Origin of the sequence: Bacillus methanolicus (genome assembly GCF_028888695.1) — a bacterium.
Classification (GTDB): domain Bacteria; phylum Bacillota; class Bacilli; order Bacillales; family Cytobacillaceae; genus Bacillus_Z; species Bacillus_Z methanolicus_B.
Genome location: NZ_PNFF01000001.1, coordinates 1,535,077 through 1,554,789, shown reverse-complemented (window position 1 = coordinate 1,554,789; position 19,713 = coordinate 1,535,077). Strand labels below are relative to the sequence as shown.

The following is a 19,713-nucleotide window of genomic DNA, read 5'->3' as shown; positions in this document are numbered from 1 at the left end:
CAATACCTCCTTTAGACGTTATTGTGTCTTGCTTTTTTAATTTTTATTAAAAAATTGTTTTGTTAGTCATACGAACAAAACGGCCCGATCTGCTTAACTGCCGGTTGCATTTGTCCAAAAAAACGAAGTGTACAGCTTTACACGAAAAAGAAGATCATCATTGTTACAATGTATAAAAAAAGCAAAACGAACAAATAATAATTTTGATAATTCGGATACTGCAAACTAACAGAATGGTTTAGTCAATAAATACCTTTGGAAATGGGGAGGAAAGATTCATTATGGAGAAACTAGAAGGAAATTCGATATCCGGCCAACATCAAGGAGGACAATTTTTTGAGCATATAAAGAATATGATGACGAATTTGGTTTTTGTAGAGCATTCTTCTTCGACTGCATCCACCGCGGTCAATTTGCCTGTACAAATGACCGAAACTGTCAGCATTCCTCATACAAAAGCTACCTTTATGGCGTTTGCGGATGCGATAATCCCTTCAACTTTAGGGGCTTTGGATTTGCGGCTTGACGAATACATCATTTGGACATTGGATCATTATGTTGCTTTGCAGGGAGAATGGGGTTTGAAAACTGTCCCAATAGCTGCCCAAACTGCAAAAATATTGGATATAGCAGCTTATCAACTGATCGTTTCCGGAAAAGTGAAAATACCTCCCGATTTTTCCACTTATCCGGATGGCGGTCCATTTGCAGCTCTTTCACCTGACGACCGGTTTTCAGCCATCAATTTATTAGAAAACATGGATGTTGATCTGGAAGTTCTCCCCTATCCATTTCGAAACAATGCCGGATTGGTTGAAAATGTCATAACTTCTCTCCATCAAATGGTTATGTTTGGCTATTATTCAGAATGGTTTTCTTTTGGATCTACACGATTAGCTTATCCAGAGAATCACCGGTTAGAAAGACAACGCTTTATATGGGAGAGACTGAATTATCCGGGTCCGTCATTTGGTTATCGCGCGCTTCGAGGATTTTTAGTTGATAAATTTTCAGAATAGGGGTGATGAACAATGAGTCTAGATGCGGATGTAATCATTATTGGCGCCGGTGGAGGCGGAGCTGTTGCAGCCAAGGAATTGGGGGAATTAGGAATCAAAGTAGTCGTCCTTGAAGCCGGTCCTTGGTATGGGAATAAAAAATGGACCAATCCCAATCGAGAGCGCGGATCTGTCAGCAGCTGCGATGAGGAAGACTTGGATATTAATCTCTTGCGCCAACAATATACAAAGCATGAACATACGATGAATTCTTTTGAATTTGGCCGTTTGCGCTGGGGACCTGCGGATCGGCGCCGCCCGCCTTGGCACCGGAATGTCCCTAAAAACGGTCTGATTTGGCAATCGGCCGGCGTTGGCGGATCTACACAACATTACTGGGCAAACTCGCCGCGGGCTTATTCAATGGCTATTGATGATGTCTGGCCAATATCCTATAGGGAATTGATTCCTTACTATGAAAAGGTAGAAGATACTTTGCCGGTTCGGCCCGCTCCCACTACTGCAAAGGAGGAATTGTTTTATTACGGTGCAAAAAAAGCCGGTTGGTCAATGCTGAATACTTTAAACCCTACTTCCCCCGGTTACCGTCCACAGCCAAATGCAATCCTGAAACCAAATGAACGGTTAATGGATTCCAATGCCGGCCTGGATGAATTATCAAAAATGGAGGGATGTACGCTTAGCGGCCATTGTGTGAATGGCTGTCCGCATGGACCAACAATTGATAAAGTGGCTAAACGGTCGACCAACATAAGTTATGTTCCTCTTGCCTTAAAAACAAAAAATGTTGAAATTCGGCCTAATACATATACAACCAAGATTTTGACGGAAAACCATCCTAAAGAAGGGATTCGTGCGATTGGAGTTCAGTACAGGAATACATGGACAGGCGAGTCAGGAGAATTATACGCGAAAGTAATTGTAATGGCAGCCGGTTCGATAGAAAGCCCAAGACTATGGCTAAATTCAGAGCTCCCGCAAAATTCGTGGGTTGGACGGGGATTGACCAACCATTATTGGGATTGGGTAACCGGTGTATTTGATGAAAAGGATCTTTTTCGCATATTGGGACAACACAATGTGAATCCGTTCGTTGGTCCTACATCAGGTGGACGATTAGATTATCCGGGATTAGGATGTATGCAGATATCCGGACTCAGCCCGGGCTTATTCTCTTCCTTAACATTTGGGTTCAGCGAAAGCGGATATCATTTTGTACAGAATCCATCGTCTGCAGACCCTTGGGATCTGCAAGGACGGGTGGTAGGAAGTGAATTAATAGAATGGATGTACAATTACAAAAACACGTTAAGCATAATGATTCTCACCGATGACCAGCCCCATAAAGCGAATGGGGTGACCATAGATCCTGCAGTAAAAGATGAACATGGTCCAATTCCGGTCATACGGTATACAGCGAGTAAAAAAGATAAAGAGAAAAGAAATCAGTTGGCCAAAATTGCAGCCGATCTTTTGCGCCAAGCCGGAGCGAAGAAGATTATCCGCACCGATTGGCCGTCACACTTATTTGCTCATATGGAATCCACGATGCGAATGGGGTTTGTCGTGGACAGTAATTGTGAAGCATTTCAAGTTAAACGGCTTTATATCGCTGACAATAGCGCTCATTTTAACGGGATTGGAGGACCGAATCCGACGTTGACCACTCAAGCTCTAGCTACACGAACAGCTGAAAAAATAGCAAATAAATATTTTAGTTGAAGCTTTTCGTTTAAACATTTCCTATAAAAGCTGACCCAAAACGAAGTACCGGGGTGTCTCATTGTTCTGCAATATTTTGTAACTGCGGACGAGAGCCGGCGCACTAATGGGTCAGCCTCATTAAAATAGTTCATTTTATTCGTGTGAGCAAATACCGCCAAGGGAATACTTCTTACTCGTCCTCCCAATTTACATCTGCATAAAAGGTTTGCACTTAAATTTTTTTCAATCAAATTTGATAAATTTAATATATTTAAATCCTTTACAACTCTCATGTTTTTCTCAGTGGATTAATAGACTGGTAATAGTCCTCTATTTGAATTGCTCAAGGGAGAATCTTTAATGGATATACAACAATATTACAAGAAATATGCTGAAGTATCATTGAATGCAAGCTTGGCAGCTTGTATTCCGCCGTTTGTTTTTTTAATCATATGGCTCGTTGTTGATCACAATCTGCCAATACTAGTGTTGACACTTCCATTTATGATTTATAGCTTTTTTTGCTATCAAAATTATTTAATTGTGAAGAAAAGATTTCAAGAAGCTGTGGAAATTTCTCCGGAATCAAACATAACTGAAACGCTTTTTGAAACAAATCATATGCTGATAGCTTATTTGCCCGCCCCATCTTTGAGAATGTTACTGTATGCCCCGAGCGGCAAATTATTAGGAGAAGTGAAAGATTTGCGGTTTTGGCAATGGAGATGGTTTTTGCCATATTTTATGGACAGGCTGTTTTCAGGCATGTACGGTTTGTATAATGAAAAAGGAGAATTAGCGGCACGCATACATGTTGGAAGCGGGAAAGACAGATACATTAAGATCTATGAAAACGATGAATTATTAGGTCTGTATTTAAGAAAGAATCGAAAGAAAGGCGAATTTGCTTTAGGAGATAGGAAAAAAATGTTCTGTTCGATTCATTCGGAATTGAACGAGGAGATAAATTTTTATAACCAAGCAGGGAAAGCTGTTTGTGAATATAAAAAAGGCTGGATGCCGCTTGAATGGGGAAAATATTTCAGAGATCCAAACACACCGATTATTTCATTTCATCACCTGGCAACAAAGGAAGAAAAAATTGCCGTTATCAGTTTCCTCGTCCAACAATACAGATATCGAAATCATTAACATCGATTCCGCGTTTTTCATAGATATAGTATGATGGAATTTGTGAATGGTCGGTAAATTTGCAAACTGGTTGATAAAAAATGTAAGGTGGTCGAATTCGAAAATTGGTCGATAAATTTGCAAACTGGTTGATAAACCATGGAAAGTGGTCGATAAATCACCAAAACTGGTCGATAAAGCCGAAAACCGGTTCATAAAACAGCCATTCATGTTTCCAACAAAAGAGGTGCCTCAATTATGAAGAAATGGCTAATTTTCGCAGCAGCTGCTGTTCTCCTATTATTTATAGCAGATCAAACATTGGTCCGTGAGAAAAACCAAAGACCAAAAATTGAGAAATATGAGAAGATCAAAAACCCGGATCAGCTGCCGGAAGGAATAGACGTCGGAAAGAAGGCTCCCAATTTTACCCTTGCTGATATAAACGGAAATGAAATTCAGCTTGCTGATTTCAAGGGAAAAAGAGTCCTCCTTAACTTCTGGGGCAGCTGGTGTCCGCCATGCAAAAAAGAAATGCCGCATATGCAGAAGCTTTATGAAAAATATAAAGACGAAAACTTTGTGATTATAGCAGTTAATTCAACAGTTACTGAAAAAAGAAAAGAGGATCCTGTTCGCTTTATTCAGAGACATGGTTTGACTTTTCCGGTTCCAATGGATGAAAAAAATCAAGTATCATCCATGTATGATGTATTATCATACCCGACAAGCTTTTTTGTTGATTCAGACGGCGTCATTCGCAGCAGAATTATAGGTGAAATGAATGAACAATTTATTGAAAAAGAAATAAAGAGACTTCCATAAATTCAAGAGAGTCTCTAATATATTTAGTTCAAATTATTTATTCATAAACTTTTCATTTTAATTAAGACCTATAATATGTTAGAATAACTTTAAAATCGAATAGGGTTTCCTTCGGGGTCAGGTGAAATTCCTAACCGGCGGTGATAGAGGATGTCCTCTTTAGCCCGTGACCCGTTTTCGATTAAATCGGAAACGGTGGATTTGGTGAAATTCCAAAGCCGACAGTTAAAGTCTGGATGGGAGAAGGAAGTTTTGCGTTAAAAAATCTCCTTTTTAACGCTTATTTAGGCATGCGTATTTGGGCCCCGTACATGTTCGTGTACGGGGATTTCGTTTTTATTGAAAATGAGTGGTGTCATTTCTCGATTCTGGCTATGTAAAAAACAAGGAGGAATGGTTCTCAGGCATGCAGGATTATGAGTATATGAAATTGGCGCTTTCCATGGCACGTGCTGCCGTCGGCCAAACAAGCCCCAATCCAACAGTGGGGGCGGTTGTTGTGAAAAATGGCGAGATTCTCGGAATGGGCGCCCATCTTAAAGCAGGGACGCCGCATGCAGAAGTTCACGCCATTCGCACAGCAGGCGAAAATGCACGAGGTGCGGATCTGTATGTAACACTTGAGCCGTGCAGCCATTATGGAAAAACCCCGCCATGTACCGAGCTGATTATCTCATCAGGAATCAAAAGAGTTGTCGTTGCCACTTTAGATCCTAACCCGCTCGTTGCCGGATCAGGAGTCAAGCAATTAAGGCAGGCCGGAATTGAGGTTGAAGTGGGTGTCGGCACAGAAGAAGCGAATTCTATCAATGAACCGTTTTTTCATTTCATTCAAACAGGAAAGCCATATGTCACATTAAAAGCAGCTGTCACATTAGATGGAAAAACAGCAACAAAAACAGGTGACAGCAAATGGATTACATCCACTCAAGCCAGAAGTGATGTCCACCAATTACGCCATGAACACGACGCGATTCTCGTCGGCATTCAAACCGTCCTAAAAGATAATCCTCTCTTAACCACCAGATTGCCCCGAGGCGGAAAAAATCCCATTCGAATTATTTTAGATACACATCTGCGAATTCCACTTGATGCGAATGTGATAAAAGATAAGACTGCGAAAACGATCATTATAACCGGAAATGAACTCGATCGGCAAAAAGCTGGCAAACTGCAAGAATTAGGAACAGAAGTTGTTCCGCTATCGACAGACCGAATTGATATTAATGAGCTTTTAACGGTGCTTGGCAAAAGGCGGATCATGTCCGTACTTGTAGAAGGCGGTTCAAAGGTTCATGCTTCCTTTATGAAAGCTGGAGCATTTCAGCAGCTGATTTTTTATGTGGCACCGAAAATAATCGGAGGCATTGATGCGATTCCGGCAATTGGCGGTGAAGGCCTGGACTTTGTTCGGGAGGCTGAAAAGCTTGAGTTCACTTCTGTAGAGCGTATCGGCCCGGATATTAAAATAACCGCAAAACCGATAAGAACGGACGGTGATAAAAATGTTTACAGGAATAGTTGAAGAAATAGGAAAGGTGCAAAGGATCACCCAGAGCGGGGAAGCTTTACGAATCGTCCTTGAGGGCAAAAAAGTCCTTGAAGATGTAAACCTTGGAGACAGTATTGCCGTAAGCGGTGTTTGCCTAACCGTAACCGATTATACTTCGTCTTCTTTTGCCGTTGATGTCATGCCGGAAACGTACCATTCTACAACACTTGCCGAATTGAAAACGGGCTCAAGCGTAAACCTTGAAAGAGCGATGGCAGCGAATGGACGTTTTGGCGGGCACTTTGTTACGGGCCATGTGGATGGAACCGGAATAATTCTCCGTAAAGAGAAAAAGGACAATGCTGTTTATGTGGATATTGATGTGCCGCCTTCAGGGACGGTATATACAATGTTAAAAGGTTCAATAGCCATTGATGGAACATCGTTAACGATTTTTGGAATAAAAGATAACGTAATAACGGTTTCGTTAATTCCGCACACATATAGTGAAACCGTGCTCGGTATGAAAGAGCCGGGTGCAAAGGTGAACATCGAATTCGATATGCTGGCAAAATACATCCATTCAATTATGGAAAAGAAAAACGGGCAGGATAAAAACAGCAGGGTCACACTCGATCTTTTAAGAGAAAATGGCTTTATGTAAATGAAAGGTGGAAACAGAATGTTCCATAAAATCGAAGAAGCGCTGGAAGACTTGAGACAAGGAAAAGTAGTAATTGTTTGCGATGATGAGGACAGGGAAAATGAAGGCGATTTTGTAGTACTTGCCGAATATGCAACCCCGGAAGTAATTAATTTTATGGCAAAAGAGGGTAGGGGGCTAATTTGTGTTCCTGTTACAGAGGAATTGGCCTCAAAATTACAATTGAATCCAATGAGTGATGTCAATACGGATACGCATGGAACGGCCTTTACGATCAGTATTGACCATATGGATACAACAACAGGAATCAGTGCTTTTGAACGCTCATTGACAGTTCAAAAGATGCTTGAAGATGATGCGTCGCCATTTGATTTTAAACGGCCGGGCCATATTTTTCCACTTGTCGCCAAAGAAGGCGGTGTGTTAAGAAGGGCCGGCCATACGGAAGCAGCTGTTGATTTAGCTAGACTGTGCGGCGCCAAACCTGCCGGAGTCATCTGCGAAATCATGAATGAAGACGGCACGATGGCACGCGTGCCTAAGTTAGAGGAGATTGCAGAAAAATTCGGCTTGAAAATAATTACGATCCAGGATTTAATCCAGTATCGGCTTGATCACGATTCACTAGTAAAAAGAGAAGTACAAATCCAATTGCCGACCGAATTCGGCAGTTTTTCAGTAGTCGGCTATACGAACATACTGGACGGAAAAGAGCATATCGCTGTAATAAAAGGCGAAATCGATGGAAATGAACCGATTCTTGTCAGAGTTCATTCGGAATGCTTAACAGGAGATGTTTTTGGTTCTTATCGGTGTGATTGCGGTCCGCAGCTTGAGGCAGCTCTTAAGCAAATCGAGCAAGAAGGTAAAGGGGTACTTCTTTATATGAGGCAGGAAGGCAGAGGAATCGGCCTTATTAATAAATTGAAAGCCTATAAACTTCAGGAAGAAGGCTATGACACTGTGGAAGCCAACCATAAGCTTGGCTTTCAGGCCGATCTCCGCGACTATGGAATTGGAGCCCAAATGCTTCGTGATCTCGGCGTCAGGAAGATGAGGCTGTTAACGAATAACCCGAGGAAAATTGCCGGTTTAAAAGGGTATGGGCTCGAAGTGACGGAAAGGGTGCCGATCCAAATGCCGGTAAAGGCAGAAAACGAGCGATATTTGCAAACAAAGCAGACAAAGCTTGGACATTTACTTAAATTATAGCAAGGAGAGAAGAAGAATATGAAAAAAGTACTGGAAGGCAATTTAATTGGAACAGGTCTTAAAATTGCGATTGTTGTTGGAAGATTTAATGAATTCATTACAGCTAAACTGTTAAGTGGTGCTGAAGATGCATTGCACCGCCATGGAGTAAATGAAGATGACATAACAGTCGCTTGGGTACCGGGGGCATTTGAAATTCCGCTTGTGGCAAAAAAACTTGCCGAAAGCGGTCAATATGACGCCGTCATTACACTGGGCACAGTCATCCGCGGTGCAACGCCTCACTTTGAATATGTAAGTGGAGAAGTAGCGAAAGGGGTAGCGGCGGCCGGCTTACATAGCGGGGTTCCGATTATATTTGGCGTATTAACGACGGAAACGATTGAACAAGCGATCGAACGCGCCGGAACAAAAGCAGGCAACAAAGGCTGGGAAGCTGCAGTCGGGGCGATCGAAATGGCAAATCTAGTCAGACAAATCGGATAATATGGAATAAAGAACCGATTAAAAGAGAGGTCCACCCGATGAAAATCGTTGGAGTAATCCGAAGCGGTTCTTCGCTTCCGGTAGTCGCCGAGGATGAAAACGGGCAAAAATGGTTTATCAAATTAATAGGGGCAGGAGACGGAACTTTTTCTTCCATTAACGAGTGGGTGGCAAACAGACTCGGTCTTCTGCTCGGTCTCCCTGTTTTAAAACCGGAAACGATCGAAATAAATGGCAGAGAAAATATCGAGCTATTAGACGATGAAGGGAAAGATTTATGGAGAAAGAGCTTCGGGGAAAATATCGCCTTTCCACTTATTTTGCAATCGGACAGAAAGATTCCTTTTTCCGAAAGGGAACAAGAAGAAATCTTTTTGTATGATTGTTTGTTACTAAACGTTGACCGATATGATAAGAACCAAAATTTACTTTATGGTGAAACGAAAACATATGCGACAGATTATGGTTCATCGCTTATGCTGAGAGGATTGCTGGAAGGAAAAGATTATAGCAGAAAAGAGACAATTTTGCTGTTAAAACGTAATCCTTTTTACAAAAAGGGGATCAATCCTGATCAATTTTTTCAAAAACTCCGGTCCATTAAAAGGGAAGAAGCAAATTCAATAATTGAAAGCATACCTTCGAGCTGGATGGAGAAGGCAGGTTCTGACAAAACGGTTGTATTTGAACGGCTGTGGACCTTGCTTCAAGACGATGCCAAGTTAAAGTTGATATTATCTATTCTTGATTCAACGGACATTCCATCAGAAAGCGACAATAGAAATAAGGCAAGATTAAACCGAATGAAATTTGAGGCCAAATTTAGAACGATTCGAAAAAATGGATATTGAATGAAATTGGTGTTTATGGCAATCTAAGGATAAGGCTTTATTGTGGGGGTTTAATAAATTGCAGATAGATATATTAAAGGTTCATGGTTCAGGAAACGATTTTTTATTAATAGATGAAATTTCAAATGACTATTCTTTTACAGAAGAAGAACGGTCAAAACTGGCAGTTGCCCTGTGCGATCGAAATTCGGATCTTGGTGCGGATGGAATTTTATTTGTCCAAAAAGGAGACAATGCTGACGCGAGAATGCGCATTTTTAACGCGGACGGGTCAGAAGCGTCCATGTGTGGAAACGGACTGCGCTGTGTAGCCCGTTACGTATGCGAATTATACGGGAAAGACGAAGCATTGATCAATACAATGAAAGCAGATCTTCCGGTAAAAAAGCAAGAAGATATTTTTCCGGATGTACCTACCTACCAAGTGGAGATTTCTCCGGTTTCTTTTCAATTAAAAGATTTGCCGCTTGTTTTGGACCAAGATACATTGCTGAATGAAAAAATTCCTGCACTATCAGACGAATTGGTGTATTCCGCACTTGCCGTTCCAAATCCGCATCTCGTTTCGATCGTGGATAAGGATCAAATCCATTCAGAAGTGCAAAAACAAATTAGTGAATATGTGAACGGCCCAAATGAACTATTTCCGGATGGCGTGAATGTGAGTTTCGTCATGCCGCTTGAAAAAGGACAAATTTATGTCCGTACGTTTGAACGAGGGGTAGGATTCACAAACGCATGCGGAACGGCGATGTCTGCTTCGAGCCTTGTTACATGCTTGAACGGATTCAATTCCGTTGAAGAACCCATTGAAGTGTACAACAACGGCGGAAAGGTCCGCTGCGTCGTTCATCAACAGGACGGAAGCTATACGATTGATTTGATCGGCAATGCGACATATGTGTACAAAACGGACGTTCATGTTGATCTTAATCAACCGGAATCTTTCACCATCGGTAAGAAAGAAGAATTTACGGAAGAACAAGCACAATATGACAAATTAGGCGACCATGTAAAAGAACATTTGAGCAAATATTTATAAGGATAAGGCTACTCTGTAAAATTAAAGACAATATAACAAAATGAAGTACATCACTACTAGTTAGTGGTGTACTTTTTTGGTTTATAAGACCTATAAATGACCTCATTAACTACCACAACAATCCTTTAGAAAAAAAGTATCACCTACTTTTCTTCAACTAAAGAGGCAGGCAGCTTCGTTTAATAACAAGGATATTTAAAACTATTTGTTGAATTAAGTTATATTATATATTTTGGAAGGAGTTTCCTCGTTGAGAAAATGGCTTAAATTGATTTTCACTGTTCTAATCATATTTGGAGTTATATTCATTTATACAAAAGTTTATTATCCCCCTCTTCCAATAACTTCAGTTTCAAAATCCGAAGTAATAAATAAGGTAAAGAAATCGAATGGAAATATCGTTAAAATTGCAGAGGAAGAAAGTTATCAGTGGTATATATCAGAAATGAAACAAGGAAGAGCATATGAAAATCTAAAAAAATTGATGGCAGATAAAGGTTGGTTTTTTAAGGAACAAGTCGGTTCAGGCTTTATTTTTCAAAATGAACAAGGAGAAATAACAGTTCTAAGTGAGATGTGGACTAAAAAATATGTAATCTTTCATTTTCCAAAAGAGATCAATTAATTCTTCTTCAACTAAGAAACAGGTTCGTTTAAGAAGGTATATATTTAATATAGATGTTAAAGGTCGGAGGATAAATAAAGTGAGACGAATATTTCTTATTGTAATTTTATTTTTGATTGTTATTAGCATTATTGGTTGTTCAAGGAACGGGGCGTATGGCTACGAGGAAGCGATTAAAAGAGGCGACGTTGTTTATCAGTATGAAGTCGTTAATTTAGAGAGGTTTAAACAGTTCTTAATTAATCTATCTAATAAAAAAGAGGACACTTTACGAGTTACAGGCTATACACACGAAGGAGACCCTATATTCCATGACTTGCAATTTGATGGAAAGGTCATTCAATATACATATGATAATTCAAATGATGAGTTTGCTGGAAACGATAAAGGCATAGAGAGAGATGTTTGTAAAGAAATAATTGAGAAAGAAAATGCACAAGGCGATGTTGAATTTTTAATAAGTGGCTGTTCAAAAGGTAATGACCGATTTCTAATTCGTGTAGAAAAAAACAAACTAAAGTAAGAGGTTGTTTGATCGAAAATAAAATCAATTATTGTCATTCTACTTTCATTTTTGATTTCGGGTCCTTTAGTTCGAAAACACACAAATTTCATTGTTGTAGTAAATTTATAGTACAAAAAAGGATAGATAGAGCATATATTTTATTCTGCTCACCTAAGTTAAGTCCATATAATTGTGTAAAAAGGGAAATAGAAAAAGAGCCATGTTGCTTCCCCTTTGGTAGAATAAACAGTGGACAAACAAACACCAAACATAAGGAGGAATGCAACCATGGCTCAATATCATATTACCCTAAATGATGAACTTCTGCACGGGTTATTCACCAGAGATGAAGGATTAGCTAAGCTACTGGAACAAGTCCTCAATCAAATCCTCGAGGCACAAGTAGAAGAACAGCTGGGGGCTCGCCGTTATGAACGAACGGAAGAACGAAAAGGATATCGCAACGGTTCGTATCCACGCCAGCTGACAACCCGGGTGGGACGGTTGACCTTGCGCGTTCCACGCACAAGAGAGGGAGAGTTCTCTACGGAACTGTTCCAACGGTATCAACGGAGCGAACAAGCACTGGTACTGGCACTCATGGAAATGGTGGTAAACGGGGTGTCTACCCGAAAAATCACCCAAATCACAGAGGAGTTGTGCGGCACCTCGTTTTCCAAATCCACGGTTTCCTCGCTGTGCAAGGGGCTGGATCCGATTATCCAAGACTGGAATTACCGTTCCCTGCATGAACATGTGTATCCGTTTGTGCTAGTAGATGCTATTTATACGAAAGTCCGGGAAGATGGACGGGTACGTTCCAGAGCCGTTTTGATCGCCACAGGAGTGAATGAGGAAGGATACCGGGAAATTCTTGGCCTGCAAATCGGAAACAGTGAATCGGAGTCCAGCTGGAGCGAGTTCTTCGGATGGCTGAAAGATCGAGGACTCCGGGGAGTGGACTTGATCATCTCGGATCAGCACGGCGGGCTGGTGCAAGCGATTGAAAAGCATTTCCAAGGTGCTACATGGCAGCGATGCCAGACACATTTTATTCGCAATATCCTCGATGCCGCACCAAAGTATATGCAGGATGCCTTGCTGGAGGAGATTCGCGGGATTCTTCATGCCCCAAACAAGCAAACGGCCCGGCTGTTATTGGAACAAGTGCTGGCCAAATGGGAAGAAAAAGCCCCAAAAGCCATGCAAATCCTTGAAGAGGGATTCGAAGACGCCACGGCTGTATTGGACTATCCGGACCGTTATCGGCGGCGTCTGCGTACGACCAACGGAGTGGAACGGCTGAACGAAGAAATTCGTCGCAGAGAACGGGTCATCCGCATCTTTCCGAACCGGGAATCGGTGTATCGCCTCGTTGGTGCCGTGTTGATCGAAATCGATGAAAAATGGATGTCGGGACGTAAATACTTAGATATGTCCGAATATTGGCAGTGGCGGAAAACGAAAGAGCAAGAAGCTCGATCGGTGAATCAGGAAGTTTCGGAGATGAAAAGAGTAGGGTAACCCCTTCGCTGTGTCAAGGAGAACGTGGAATACCGGAGCGAAGCGAGGATATGCCGCGAAAGCTCCTTGACACGCCTGTTCCTTGACAACATGATCGTTTGTCCGGGAAGGCGACTGGCAGGGAGACTTGCCGGACTTGCCTACCATACGTCAAGTCATCAGGTCCATGTTGTCTATCAAAGGGGAATTTACACAATAATTAGGACTTGACCCTCACCTATCCTTCTTTTTTACCCTTTATCATTTGTGACATTAAATAGATAATGTTATAAAGCATTACCTTGACTTTTAATAAAAATATTCGCCTTATCCTTTTCGTTTCAGGAAATCAAGAACAGGCTGAAATTTTTGCCTTTCTTTTGCCTTGAAAAAAGATTGAAACGGATCTCCGCTGTCTTTCAATCGTTTTAAAATCGTGGTAACTTGAAAGGTATCCATTGATAGGTTCTCATTTACTTCTTCCCAAAAGAGCGGAGCAGCAACAGTCGCTTTTGAGTTGCCGCGGGGTGAATAAGGAGCTATGATCATTTTGCCTTCCGCGTGCTGGACATAGTCCACGTACAGCCTGGCCCCTCGCTTTTTTTTCATTCTTTCTGTAGTAAACGAATCAGGATCCTTTGAAACAAGATATTCGGCGATAAAAGAAGTAAACAGTTTTGTATCCTCATAGGAATAACGGTTATCCGGCAAAGGGATGTACACTTGCAGCCCTTTGTTTCCGGATGTTTTAATAAAGCTGATCAGTTCCAGATGGTCCAGCACCTCTTTTATATCATTGGCTGCTTTTATCGCTAAAGGGAACGCATCTTTTGATGGCGGATCCAGATCAAAAACGATTTCGCCCGGGCCCTTGCTTGAGATCGTTTGGAAAGGAATATGGAATTCAAAGGCAAGCTGGTTTCCGAGCCATAATAATGTTTTAAGGCTGTTGCAAACGATATATTTGATGCCTTCTTCTTCGTGTGTGTCAACAAAATTCGGTGCGTAATCCGGGCTATTTTTTTGATAAAAAGCTTCGCCAAAAATACCGTGCGGATATCGGATGACCGTAAGTAGCCTGTCCTTCAAAAACGGAAGCATATAAGGGGAAATTTCCCTCAAAAAGTGAAGATAGTCCATCTTTTGAATGGGGGGAGTTTCCCATAAAGGTTTATCAGGATGTGTAATTTCTACTTCGACAGGGAGATTTTTCTGTTGTAATACAAATTTCTCATATGTACAGTCTTTCGGTAAAAGGTCGAAACGGAAGCGGTCAAAATGAGGTTCTCTCATTTGCTCCTCATACATTTCCAGGTACTTCACTTCAACGCAAATGGCCGGATCGACGTAAATAAATTGCTTGTCTTCACCGGTTTTATTCTCTTTTATGATCTGAAAAAGTGATTGCTTTTCATCAGGCTTTAGCCCGAAAAGAAACTGCCCGATCGGGTATATGTTTTTTTCCTTATAAACAGCTGCGTAAAAATAGCCGTTCGATTTTTCATATGCCGTTATAAAACAAGAAACATATTTCCAGTTCTTATATTTCAGCCAAGTTGTTGTCCTTTTTCCTTCCTCCCAGCGGCTTTTCAATTGTTTTGCAACAACCCCTTCCCCGTCATAAAGGACAACGTTTTCCCAAATGGTTAGAAAGTTGTTATTTGCCGGTATGAACTGCATAAGCCTTTCATCTTTTTCGTCGGGAGCGAGGGGGAGTCCTGTTTTTTCAAAAAAATCAATAAGAATTTGTTTTCTTGTCTGATATTCACGATCTTTTAATGATTTTCCATTTAATGTCAACACATCAAAAATGAGCAGACGACACGGAGCTTTGCGTGCTTTTTGGATAATTCGCTGCTTAGACCGCATCCGGCCGCGTACTTGGATGGCTGCGAAGTTTGCTTTGTATGGATTTTCAAGAAATACAAGCTCGCCGTCAAGAGTAAAAGGCAAGCAAGGTTTTAAATGATCGATATGGTTTTTTAAAAAATGTTCAATTTCCGGAAAAAGAGGAAGAAGATCTTTTCCGTTTCGGCTTTTCAGCGAAACTGTTTCACCCACTTCCAAAATCGACCGAAAACCGTCATATTTCACTTCAAACAGCCAATCATCTCCTTCTGGAACATCAAAGGTGAGAGTAGGCAGCATTGGTTTCATGATGTAATCACCAACCTATAAACGTTTATATATCAAGGCTTGAAGGCTGTTTAAACTGACTTTAATATTAAATAAATCACAAATCACTCACATTTCTTGCGATTTGCTAAGTTAAATGCTCCCAAAATGATTTTTGATCTTTTGGGAAGCATTTTTTTCATTTTTTCTGTGACGTGAGTGTAAATCTTGTCGTCACGACCAACTCTTTTCATAATGGTATTAATATCAACACCAGCTTCAACTAACATGCTAATGTGAGTGTGACGAAAAATATGTGGCGTAGCTTTTTTTTGGATAGACGTTTTTTCAATAAATGATTCATCCTGACTAGTCATGGTTAAGCCCGTGTTCTCGTACAGCATTAAGGAATTCAAAAAGCTCTTCCTTTTCTAAATATTTTTCTTCAATGGTATTGTTTTCAATTTCTTCGACGCTAAGTTTTTTAACCGTGATGACTGCGCCAGTGCAAGGATTATCTTTTCTCATTTTTTCTTTTATTGCATATTAAAAAATCATATTGGCACATACATGTACTCCTCCAATTGTTGTCTTGGCGTATCCTTTATCGTCTAGGTCATTTAAAATGTTCTGGTGTTCTTAGGGGTAACCTTGTCGATATTTACTTTTGCTATATATCGCAGTAAGATTTTTATTTCCTTTTCCAGGACACGTACAGTACTTTCCTTAACTTTCCCCTTGGCGTATGTTTTTAGCCACTCCACACAATCGGTCCATATTTTGGAATAAGTGATTGTGCTAAGCGTAGAAACTTGAACTAATTGTTATTATGCTAAAGGGCGGTATGAAATTAATAAGAAGAATTAAAAAAGTCGATTCCTGTACAGTTCACAGGAAACTGGCTTTTTTTTAGATTGAAATCTGTTTAAGGGTCCAAGTTTTTTTGAGACTAAACAGGGGAAATTTACAAAGAATAAGACCATTACTATGAAAAATGGAGATGGATCATATGTCAAATATAAATCAAATGCCTCGAGAAGAAGGAATAGATTCTACCTGGCGTCTTATGGAAGAAGGATATTTATACATTTTGAACAGACGTCACAGTTTTAATTCTGATATTTTCGAGACCCGTTTGCTTGGAAAGAAAGCAATCTGCATGGGAGGAAAGGAAGCTGCGGAAATTTTTTATGACACTGAGAAATTCAAAAGGAAAGATGCTGCACTAAACCGGGTTGTGCAAACATTGTTTGGCAAGAATGGTGTTCAGGCGTTAGATGGACAGACCCATAAACATCGCAAGGAAATGTTTATGTCGATTATGTCTCCTGACGAACTTGAAAAACTAACTGACATTACAAAAAAACAATGGGAGATAGCAGTGGACAAATGGGAACAGATGGATAAGGTTATTCTTTATGAAGAAGCGAAGGAAATTATGTGCAGGACAGCCTGCCAGTGGGCAGGTGTACCGGTACAAGAAAACGAAGTTAAGAGGCTGACAAAAAATTTGGGGCGATGTTCGAGTCGGCAGCTGCAGTTGGCATGAAACATTGGCTAGGGAGACATGCACGGAATTACGAAGAAATATGGATCGAAGAACTCATTGATTGGGTTCGTGATGGGAAAGTGAATCCCCCTGAAAATACCACATTACACAAATTTGCTTGGTATCGTGATCTGGAAGGGAATCTTCTGGATACCGAGACCGCTGCTGTAGAAGTAATCAATATTTTGAGACCGATTGTGGCGATTGCAATATTCATCAATTTTATTGCGCTGGCAGTGCACCATTATCCGGAAGAAAAGGAGAAACTTAAATCTGGCGATGAAAAGTATGCTCAGATGTTTGTACAGGAAGTTCGCCGTTTTTATCCATTTTTTCCGTTTGTCGTGGCGCTGGTAAAAAAAGATTTCACCTGGAAAGGCTATAAATTTGAAGAAGGCACGTTAACCTTGCTGGATCTTTATGGCACAAATCATGACCCTGAAATTTGGAAAAATCCTGATGTGTTCAGTCCTGATCGGTTTGCCAAATGGGAAGGAAGCCCTTTTAGCTTCATTCCGCAGGGTGGTGGTGATTACTTTATGGGACATCGCTGTGCTGGGGAGTGGGTCACCATTGAAGTCATGAAAGTGAGTCTTGATTATCTAACGAATCGAATGGATTGTGAAGTTCCTGACCAGGATTTGAGTTTCAGCATGGCTAGCATGCCAAGTATTCCCCATAGTAAAGTAGTGATCAAAAATGTTAAAAAGAGGATATAATTTATTTCTACTCTACTCAATTATTGTGAGTAATTAGCTTTTTAAATGGGTGCTAAAGTTCAATAAGTACGAGACGGCTTCAACATATCCTTTGATCTTCAACAATCGGGCGCATTTCTGTAGCAAGAAATGCGCTCTTCTTAATGAATTTGGCCAAATAATTGAACTGATCCATTCTTAGATTAATTAACTCTTTAATTATCGCGGGCATGAGTTTCCTGCCGAGAAGCCAGATGTCTTGAATTCTTTATTACTGTTTTGGATACCCATCAAGGACACATCCTTTCATTTTCATTCTAGTCAAATTTTTGAAAACTTAACTAAAATGTGTCCATGGATTTATACTAGCACCAGTTAGAAAATCTTGCTATTTGAAACTTTTTGCTTTATCCCACCGTATAACATGGATGGCAAAATGGTTTTACTTTCTTGGCAAACCATCACGTTACACTTCATTTATTTAGAGGAGGTGATTCGATGGGGCTGGGAAGCACCGTATTGGGGAACTTGCAGAATTGGCGAATGTAACAAGGCGTACCATCGATTATTATACAAATTTAGGATTACTAAAAGCAGAACGTACTTCTTCGAACTATCGTTATTACTCTCAAGAATCGTTAGAGGATTTGAGGTTTATTGAAACTTGTAAAAAGCAACAACTATCCTTGCAGGAAATCAAAGAATTACTTGAAAGAAAAAAACAGGGGAAGCAGTCTGACATTGTTCATCAAGCAAACGAAATAGCAAATCAGATTCATCACTTAAAAGAAAACATTGAAGAATTATTGCCTTCATTTGAAAGTCTTGATGAACATGAACGTAATCTCATTACAAAAAGGCTGTCACCTGAAAGCATTTCACTCATTCATATATTACTCATGTTATTAGGTTAAAAGGAGGAACCAAACATGTTTTTTCATCCAATGGATTTCTTAATTATTATTGCATTTGGATTATCCGTTTGGGCGCAATTCAAAGTAAAAGGAAATTTCAATAAGTGGGCTCAGGTACCAACACGTACTGGATTAACCGGAGCCGAGGTGGCAAGACGAATTCTCGATCGTAATGGCTTATATCACGTGCCTGTTGAAGCAGTTCCAGGTACTTTAACAGACCATTATGATCCGCTGAGTCGTGTTGTCCGTTTATCTGAACCCGTATATTACGGAACATCCATTGCTTCTATAGCTGTTGCAGCTCACGAAGTTGGTCATGCGATTCAACACCAGCAATCTTACGGAGCATTAGTATTACGCCACCATATGTTCCCGCTAGTGAACATATCGTCCGGAATTGCTCCATTTTTGTTGTTAGCAGGATTTTTATTCCAAAGCCTTTCACTTATAGGAATCGGAATTATTTTTTTCTCAGCAGCTGTTGCCTTCCAATTAATTACTCTGCCTGTTGAGTTTAATGCTAGCTCAAGGGCTAAAAATTTAATGTTGGCAGAGGGAATTATTTATAATGATGAGGAAACAGGCGTTAACAAAGTATTGAATGCTGCTGCCTTAACATATGTAGCTGCTGCTTTAATTTCTATCTTAGAGTTACTCAAATATGTCATGATTTTCTTCCAAGGACAAGAAGAAGAATAATAAAACTTAGATGGATACTGTTGAGGACATTTTGGAGGAAATCGTAGGTGAAAACCAAGATGAGTTCGACATCGATGAAGTACCTGAAATTCAGAAAATACAAGAATAAACACTATATCTTTGACTCCAAAGTCTTAATTGATGAAGTGAACGATTTATTAAGTACAAATATTGAAGAAGATATGGATACGATTGGCGGCTGGATGCCTACCCAGAACTTCGATCACGAAAAAGGTGAATCTGTGGTGTTTGGCGGATATGAGTTTAAGGTACTGGAAATAGAAGAACACCATATTAAACGAATTGAGGTTTTTCCAGCAAAAATCGATTTGGAAGCTTTTCAAAAAACAGAGGTACTATTATAACAATACAATGAAAAGGCATGTACGTACAGGAACGTACATGCCTCTTTTCTTTTTTGTCTTTTTAAATAATGGTAAAGATAAATTCTCCTACTGTTGAACGGGAGTAAAAGCGCCTCGAACGGGAGTAAATGTCTGCTGAACGGGAGTAAACGACTGCTAATCGGGAGTAAAATCACCTCGAACGGGAGTAAACATCTGCCGAACGGGAGTAAATGGCTGTTGAACGGGAGTAAATGGCTGTTGAACGGGAGTAAAGACCCCTTGAACGGGAGTAAACGTGTGCCCAACGGGAGAAAAGGCACCTCGAATGG

Annotated in this window: 18 protein-coding genes, 2 pseudogenes and 1 riboswitch; of the genes and pseudogenes, 17 read left to right on the top strand and 3 right to left on the bottom strand. The window is 40.5% G+C overall.

Features of this window, described 5'->3' with window-relative positions; genetic code table 11:
• Positions 1-281: 281 nt before the first annotated feature.
• The 13 genes from C0966_RS07715 to C0966_RS07655 all read left to right on the top strand — a co-directional run bounded on the left by C0966_RS07715 (position 282) and on the right by C0966_RS07655 (position 13,080).
• A complete protein-coding gene (locus tag C0966_RS07715; protein ID WP_274854692.1) occupies positions 282-1,019 on the top strand; it encodes a hypothetical protein in 738 nt (245 codons plus the stop codon).
• A 12-nt stretch (positions 1,020-1,031) separates the two neighbouring features.
• Complete coding sequence (locus tag C0966_RS07710) at positions 1,032-2,741, top strand: GMC family oxidoreductase N-terminal domain-containing protein (protein WP_274854691.1); 1,710 nt, start codon at positions 1,032-1,034, stop codon at positions 2,739-2,741.
• A gap of 342 nt (positions 2,742-3,083) precedes the next feature.
• Complete coding sequence (locus tag C0966_RS07705; RefSeq protein ID WP_274854690.1) at positions 3,084-3,875, top strand: hypothetical protein; 792 nt, start codon at positions 3,084-3,086, stop codon at positions 3,873-3,875.
• Positions 3,876-4,112: 237 nt separating this feature from the next.
• Positions 4,113-4,679: a redoxin domain-containing protein gene (locus tag C0966_RS07700; protein WP_274854689.1), complete on the top strand. Its 567-nt coding sequence runs from the start codon at positions 4,113-4,115 to the stop codon at positions 4,677-4,679.
• A 103-nt stretch (positions 4,680-4,782) separates the two neighbouring features.
• A riboswitch (FMN riboswitch) is annotated at positions 4,783-4,931 on the top strand.
• Between the two features lie 154 nt (positions 4,932-5,085).
• Positions 5,086-6,204: a bifunctional diaminohydroxyphosphoribosylaminopyrimidine deaminase/5-amino-6-(5-phosphoribosylamino)uracil reductase RibD gene (ribD, locus tag C0966_RS07695; RefSeq protein WP_274854688.1), complete on the top strand. Its 1,119-nt coding sequence runs from the start codon at positions 5,086-5,088 to the stop codon at positions 6,202-6,204.
• A complete protein-coding gene (ribE, locus tag C0966_RS07690) occupies positions 6,185-6,835 on the top strand; it encodes a riboflavin synthase (RefSeq protein ID WP_274854686.1) in 651 nt (216 codons plus the stop codon). The genes ribD and ribE overlap by 20 nt, the downstream gene beginning before the upstream one ends.
• Before the next feature lie 18 nt (positions 6,836-6,853).
• Entirely contained in the window at positions 6,854-8,047 is a 1,194-nt protein-coding gene (locus C0966_RS07685; RefSeq protein WP_274854685.1) for a bifunctional 3,4-dihydroxy-2-butanone-4-phosphate synthase/GTP cyclohydrolase II, read from the top strand.
• 18 nt (positions 8,048-8,065) lie between these two features.
• The gene (gene ribH, locus C0966_RS07680; RefSeq protein WP_274854684.1) at positions 8,066-8,533 is read left to right on the top strand and encodes a 6,7-dimethyl-8-ribityllumazine synthase; all 468 of its coding nucleotides are present in this window, start codon (positions 8,066-8,068) and stop codon (positions 8,531-8,533) included.
• A gap of 38 nt (positions 8,534-8,571) precedes the next feature.
• Entirely contained in the window at positions 8,572-9,384 is an 813-nt protein-coding gene (locus tag C0966_RS07675; protein WP_274854682.1) for a HipA family kinase, read from the top strand.
• Between the two features lie 58 nt (positions 9,385-9,442).
• Positions 9,443-10,426, top strand: coding sequence for a diaminopimelate epimerase (gene dapF, locus C0966_RS07670; RefSeq protein WP_274854681.1), 984 nt, complete (start codon positions 9,443-9,445; stop codon positions 10,424-10,426).
• A 250-nt stretch (positions 10,427-10,676) separates the two neighbouring features.
• A complete protein-coding gene (locus tag C0966_RS07665) occupies positions 10,677-11,051 on the top strand; it encodes a hypothetical protein (protein WP_274854680.1) in 375 nt (124 codons plus the stop codon).
• Positions 11,052-11,130: 79 nt separating this feature from the next.
• Positions 11,131-11,574, top strand: coding sequence for a DUF4362 domain-containing protein (locus C0966_RS07660; protein WP_274854679.1), 444 nt, complete (start codon positions 11,131-11,133; stop codon positions 11,572-11,574).
• A 270-nt stretch (positions 11,575-11,844) separates the two neighbouring features.
• Positions 11,845-13,080 (top strand): IS256 family transposase, encoded by a 1,236-nt coding sequence (locus C0966_RS07655; RefSeq protein ID WP_087960461.1) that lies wholly within the window; start codon positions 11,845-11,847, stop codon positions 13,078-13,080.
• Between the two features lie 306 nt (positions 13,081-13,386).
• On the opposite strand, the gene C0966_RS07650 is transcribed toward C0966_RS07655, so the two are convergent.
• The 3 genes from C0966_RS07650 to C0966_RS07640 all read right to left on the bottom strand — a co-directional run bounded on the left by C0966_RS07650 (position 13,387) and on the right by C0966_RS07640 (position 15,938).
• Positions 13,387-15,216, bottom strand: coding sequence for a DNA ligase D (locus C0966_RS07650; RefSeq protein WP_274854678.1), 1,830 nt, complete (start codon positions 15,214-15,216; stop codon positions 13,387-13,389).
• Between the two features lie 83 nt (positions 15,217-15,299).
• Positions 15,300-15,590: a tyrosine-type recombinase/integrase gene (locus C0966_RS07645; protein WP_274854676.1), complete on the bottom strand. Its 291-nt coding sequence runs from the start codon at positions 15,588-15,590 to the stop codon at positions 15,300-15,302.
• Positions 15,591-15,794: 204 nt separating this feature from the next.
• Positions 15,795-15,938, bottom strand: a complete 144-nt coding sequence (locus C0966_RS07640) for a hypothetical protein (RefSeq protein ID WP_274854675.1) — start codon at positions 15,936-15,938, stop codon at positions 15,795-15,797.
• Positions 15,939-16,183: 245 nt separating this feature from the next.
• Here C0966_RS07640 and C0966_RS07635 point away from each other — a divergent pair.
• The 4 genes and pseudogenes from C0966_RS07635 to C0966_RS07620 form a co-directional block, all read left to right on the top strand.
• Positions 16,184-17,442 (top strand): annotated as a pseudogene (locus C0966_RS07635) (cytochrome P450).
• 497 nt (positions 17,443-17,939) lie between these two features.
• Positions 17,940-18,335 (top strand): MerR family transcriptional regulator, encoded by a 396-nt coding sequence (locus C0966_RS07630; protein WP_274855733.1) that lies wholly within the window; start codon positions 17,940-17,942, stop codon positions 18,333-18,335.
• Between the two features lie 15 nt (positions 18,336-18,350).
• Positions 18,351-19,037 carry a zinc metallopeptidase gene (locus tag C0966_RS07625; RefSeq protein ID WP_274854674.1) on the top strand — a complete coding sequence of 229 codons (687 nt, stop codon included), beginning with the start codon at positions 18,351-18,353 and terminating at the stop codon, positions 19,035-19,037.
• Positions 19,038-19,053: 16 nt separating this feature from the next.
• Positions 19,054-19,402 (top strand): annotated as a pseudogene (locus tag C0966_RS07620) (transporter associated domain-containing protein); the annotation flags it as partial.
• Between the last annotated feature and the right edge of the window lie 311 nt (positions 19,403-19,713).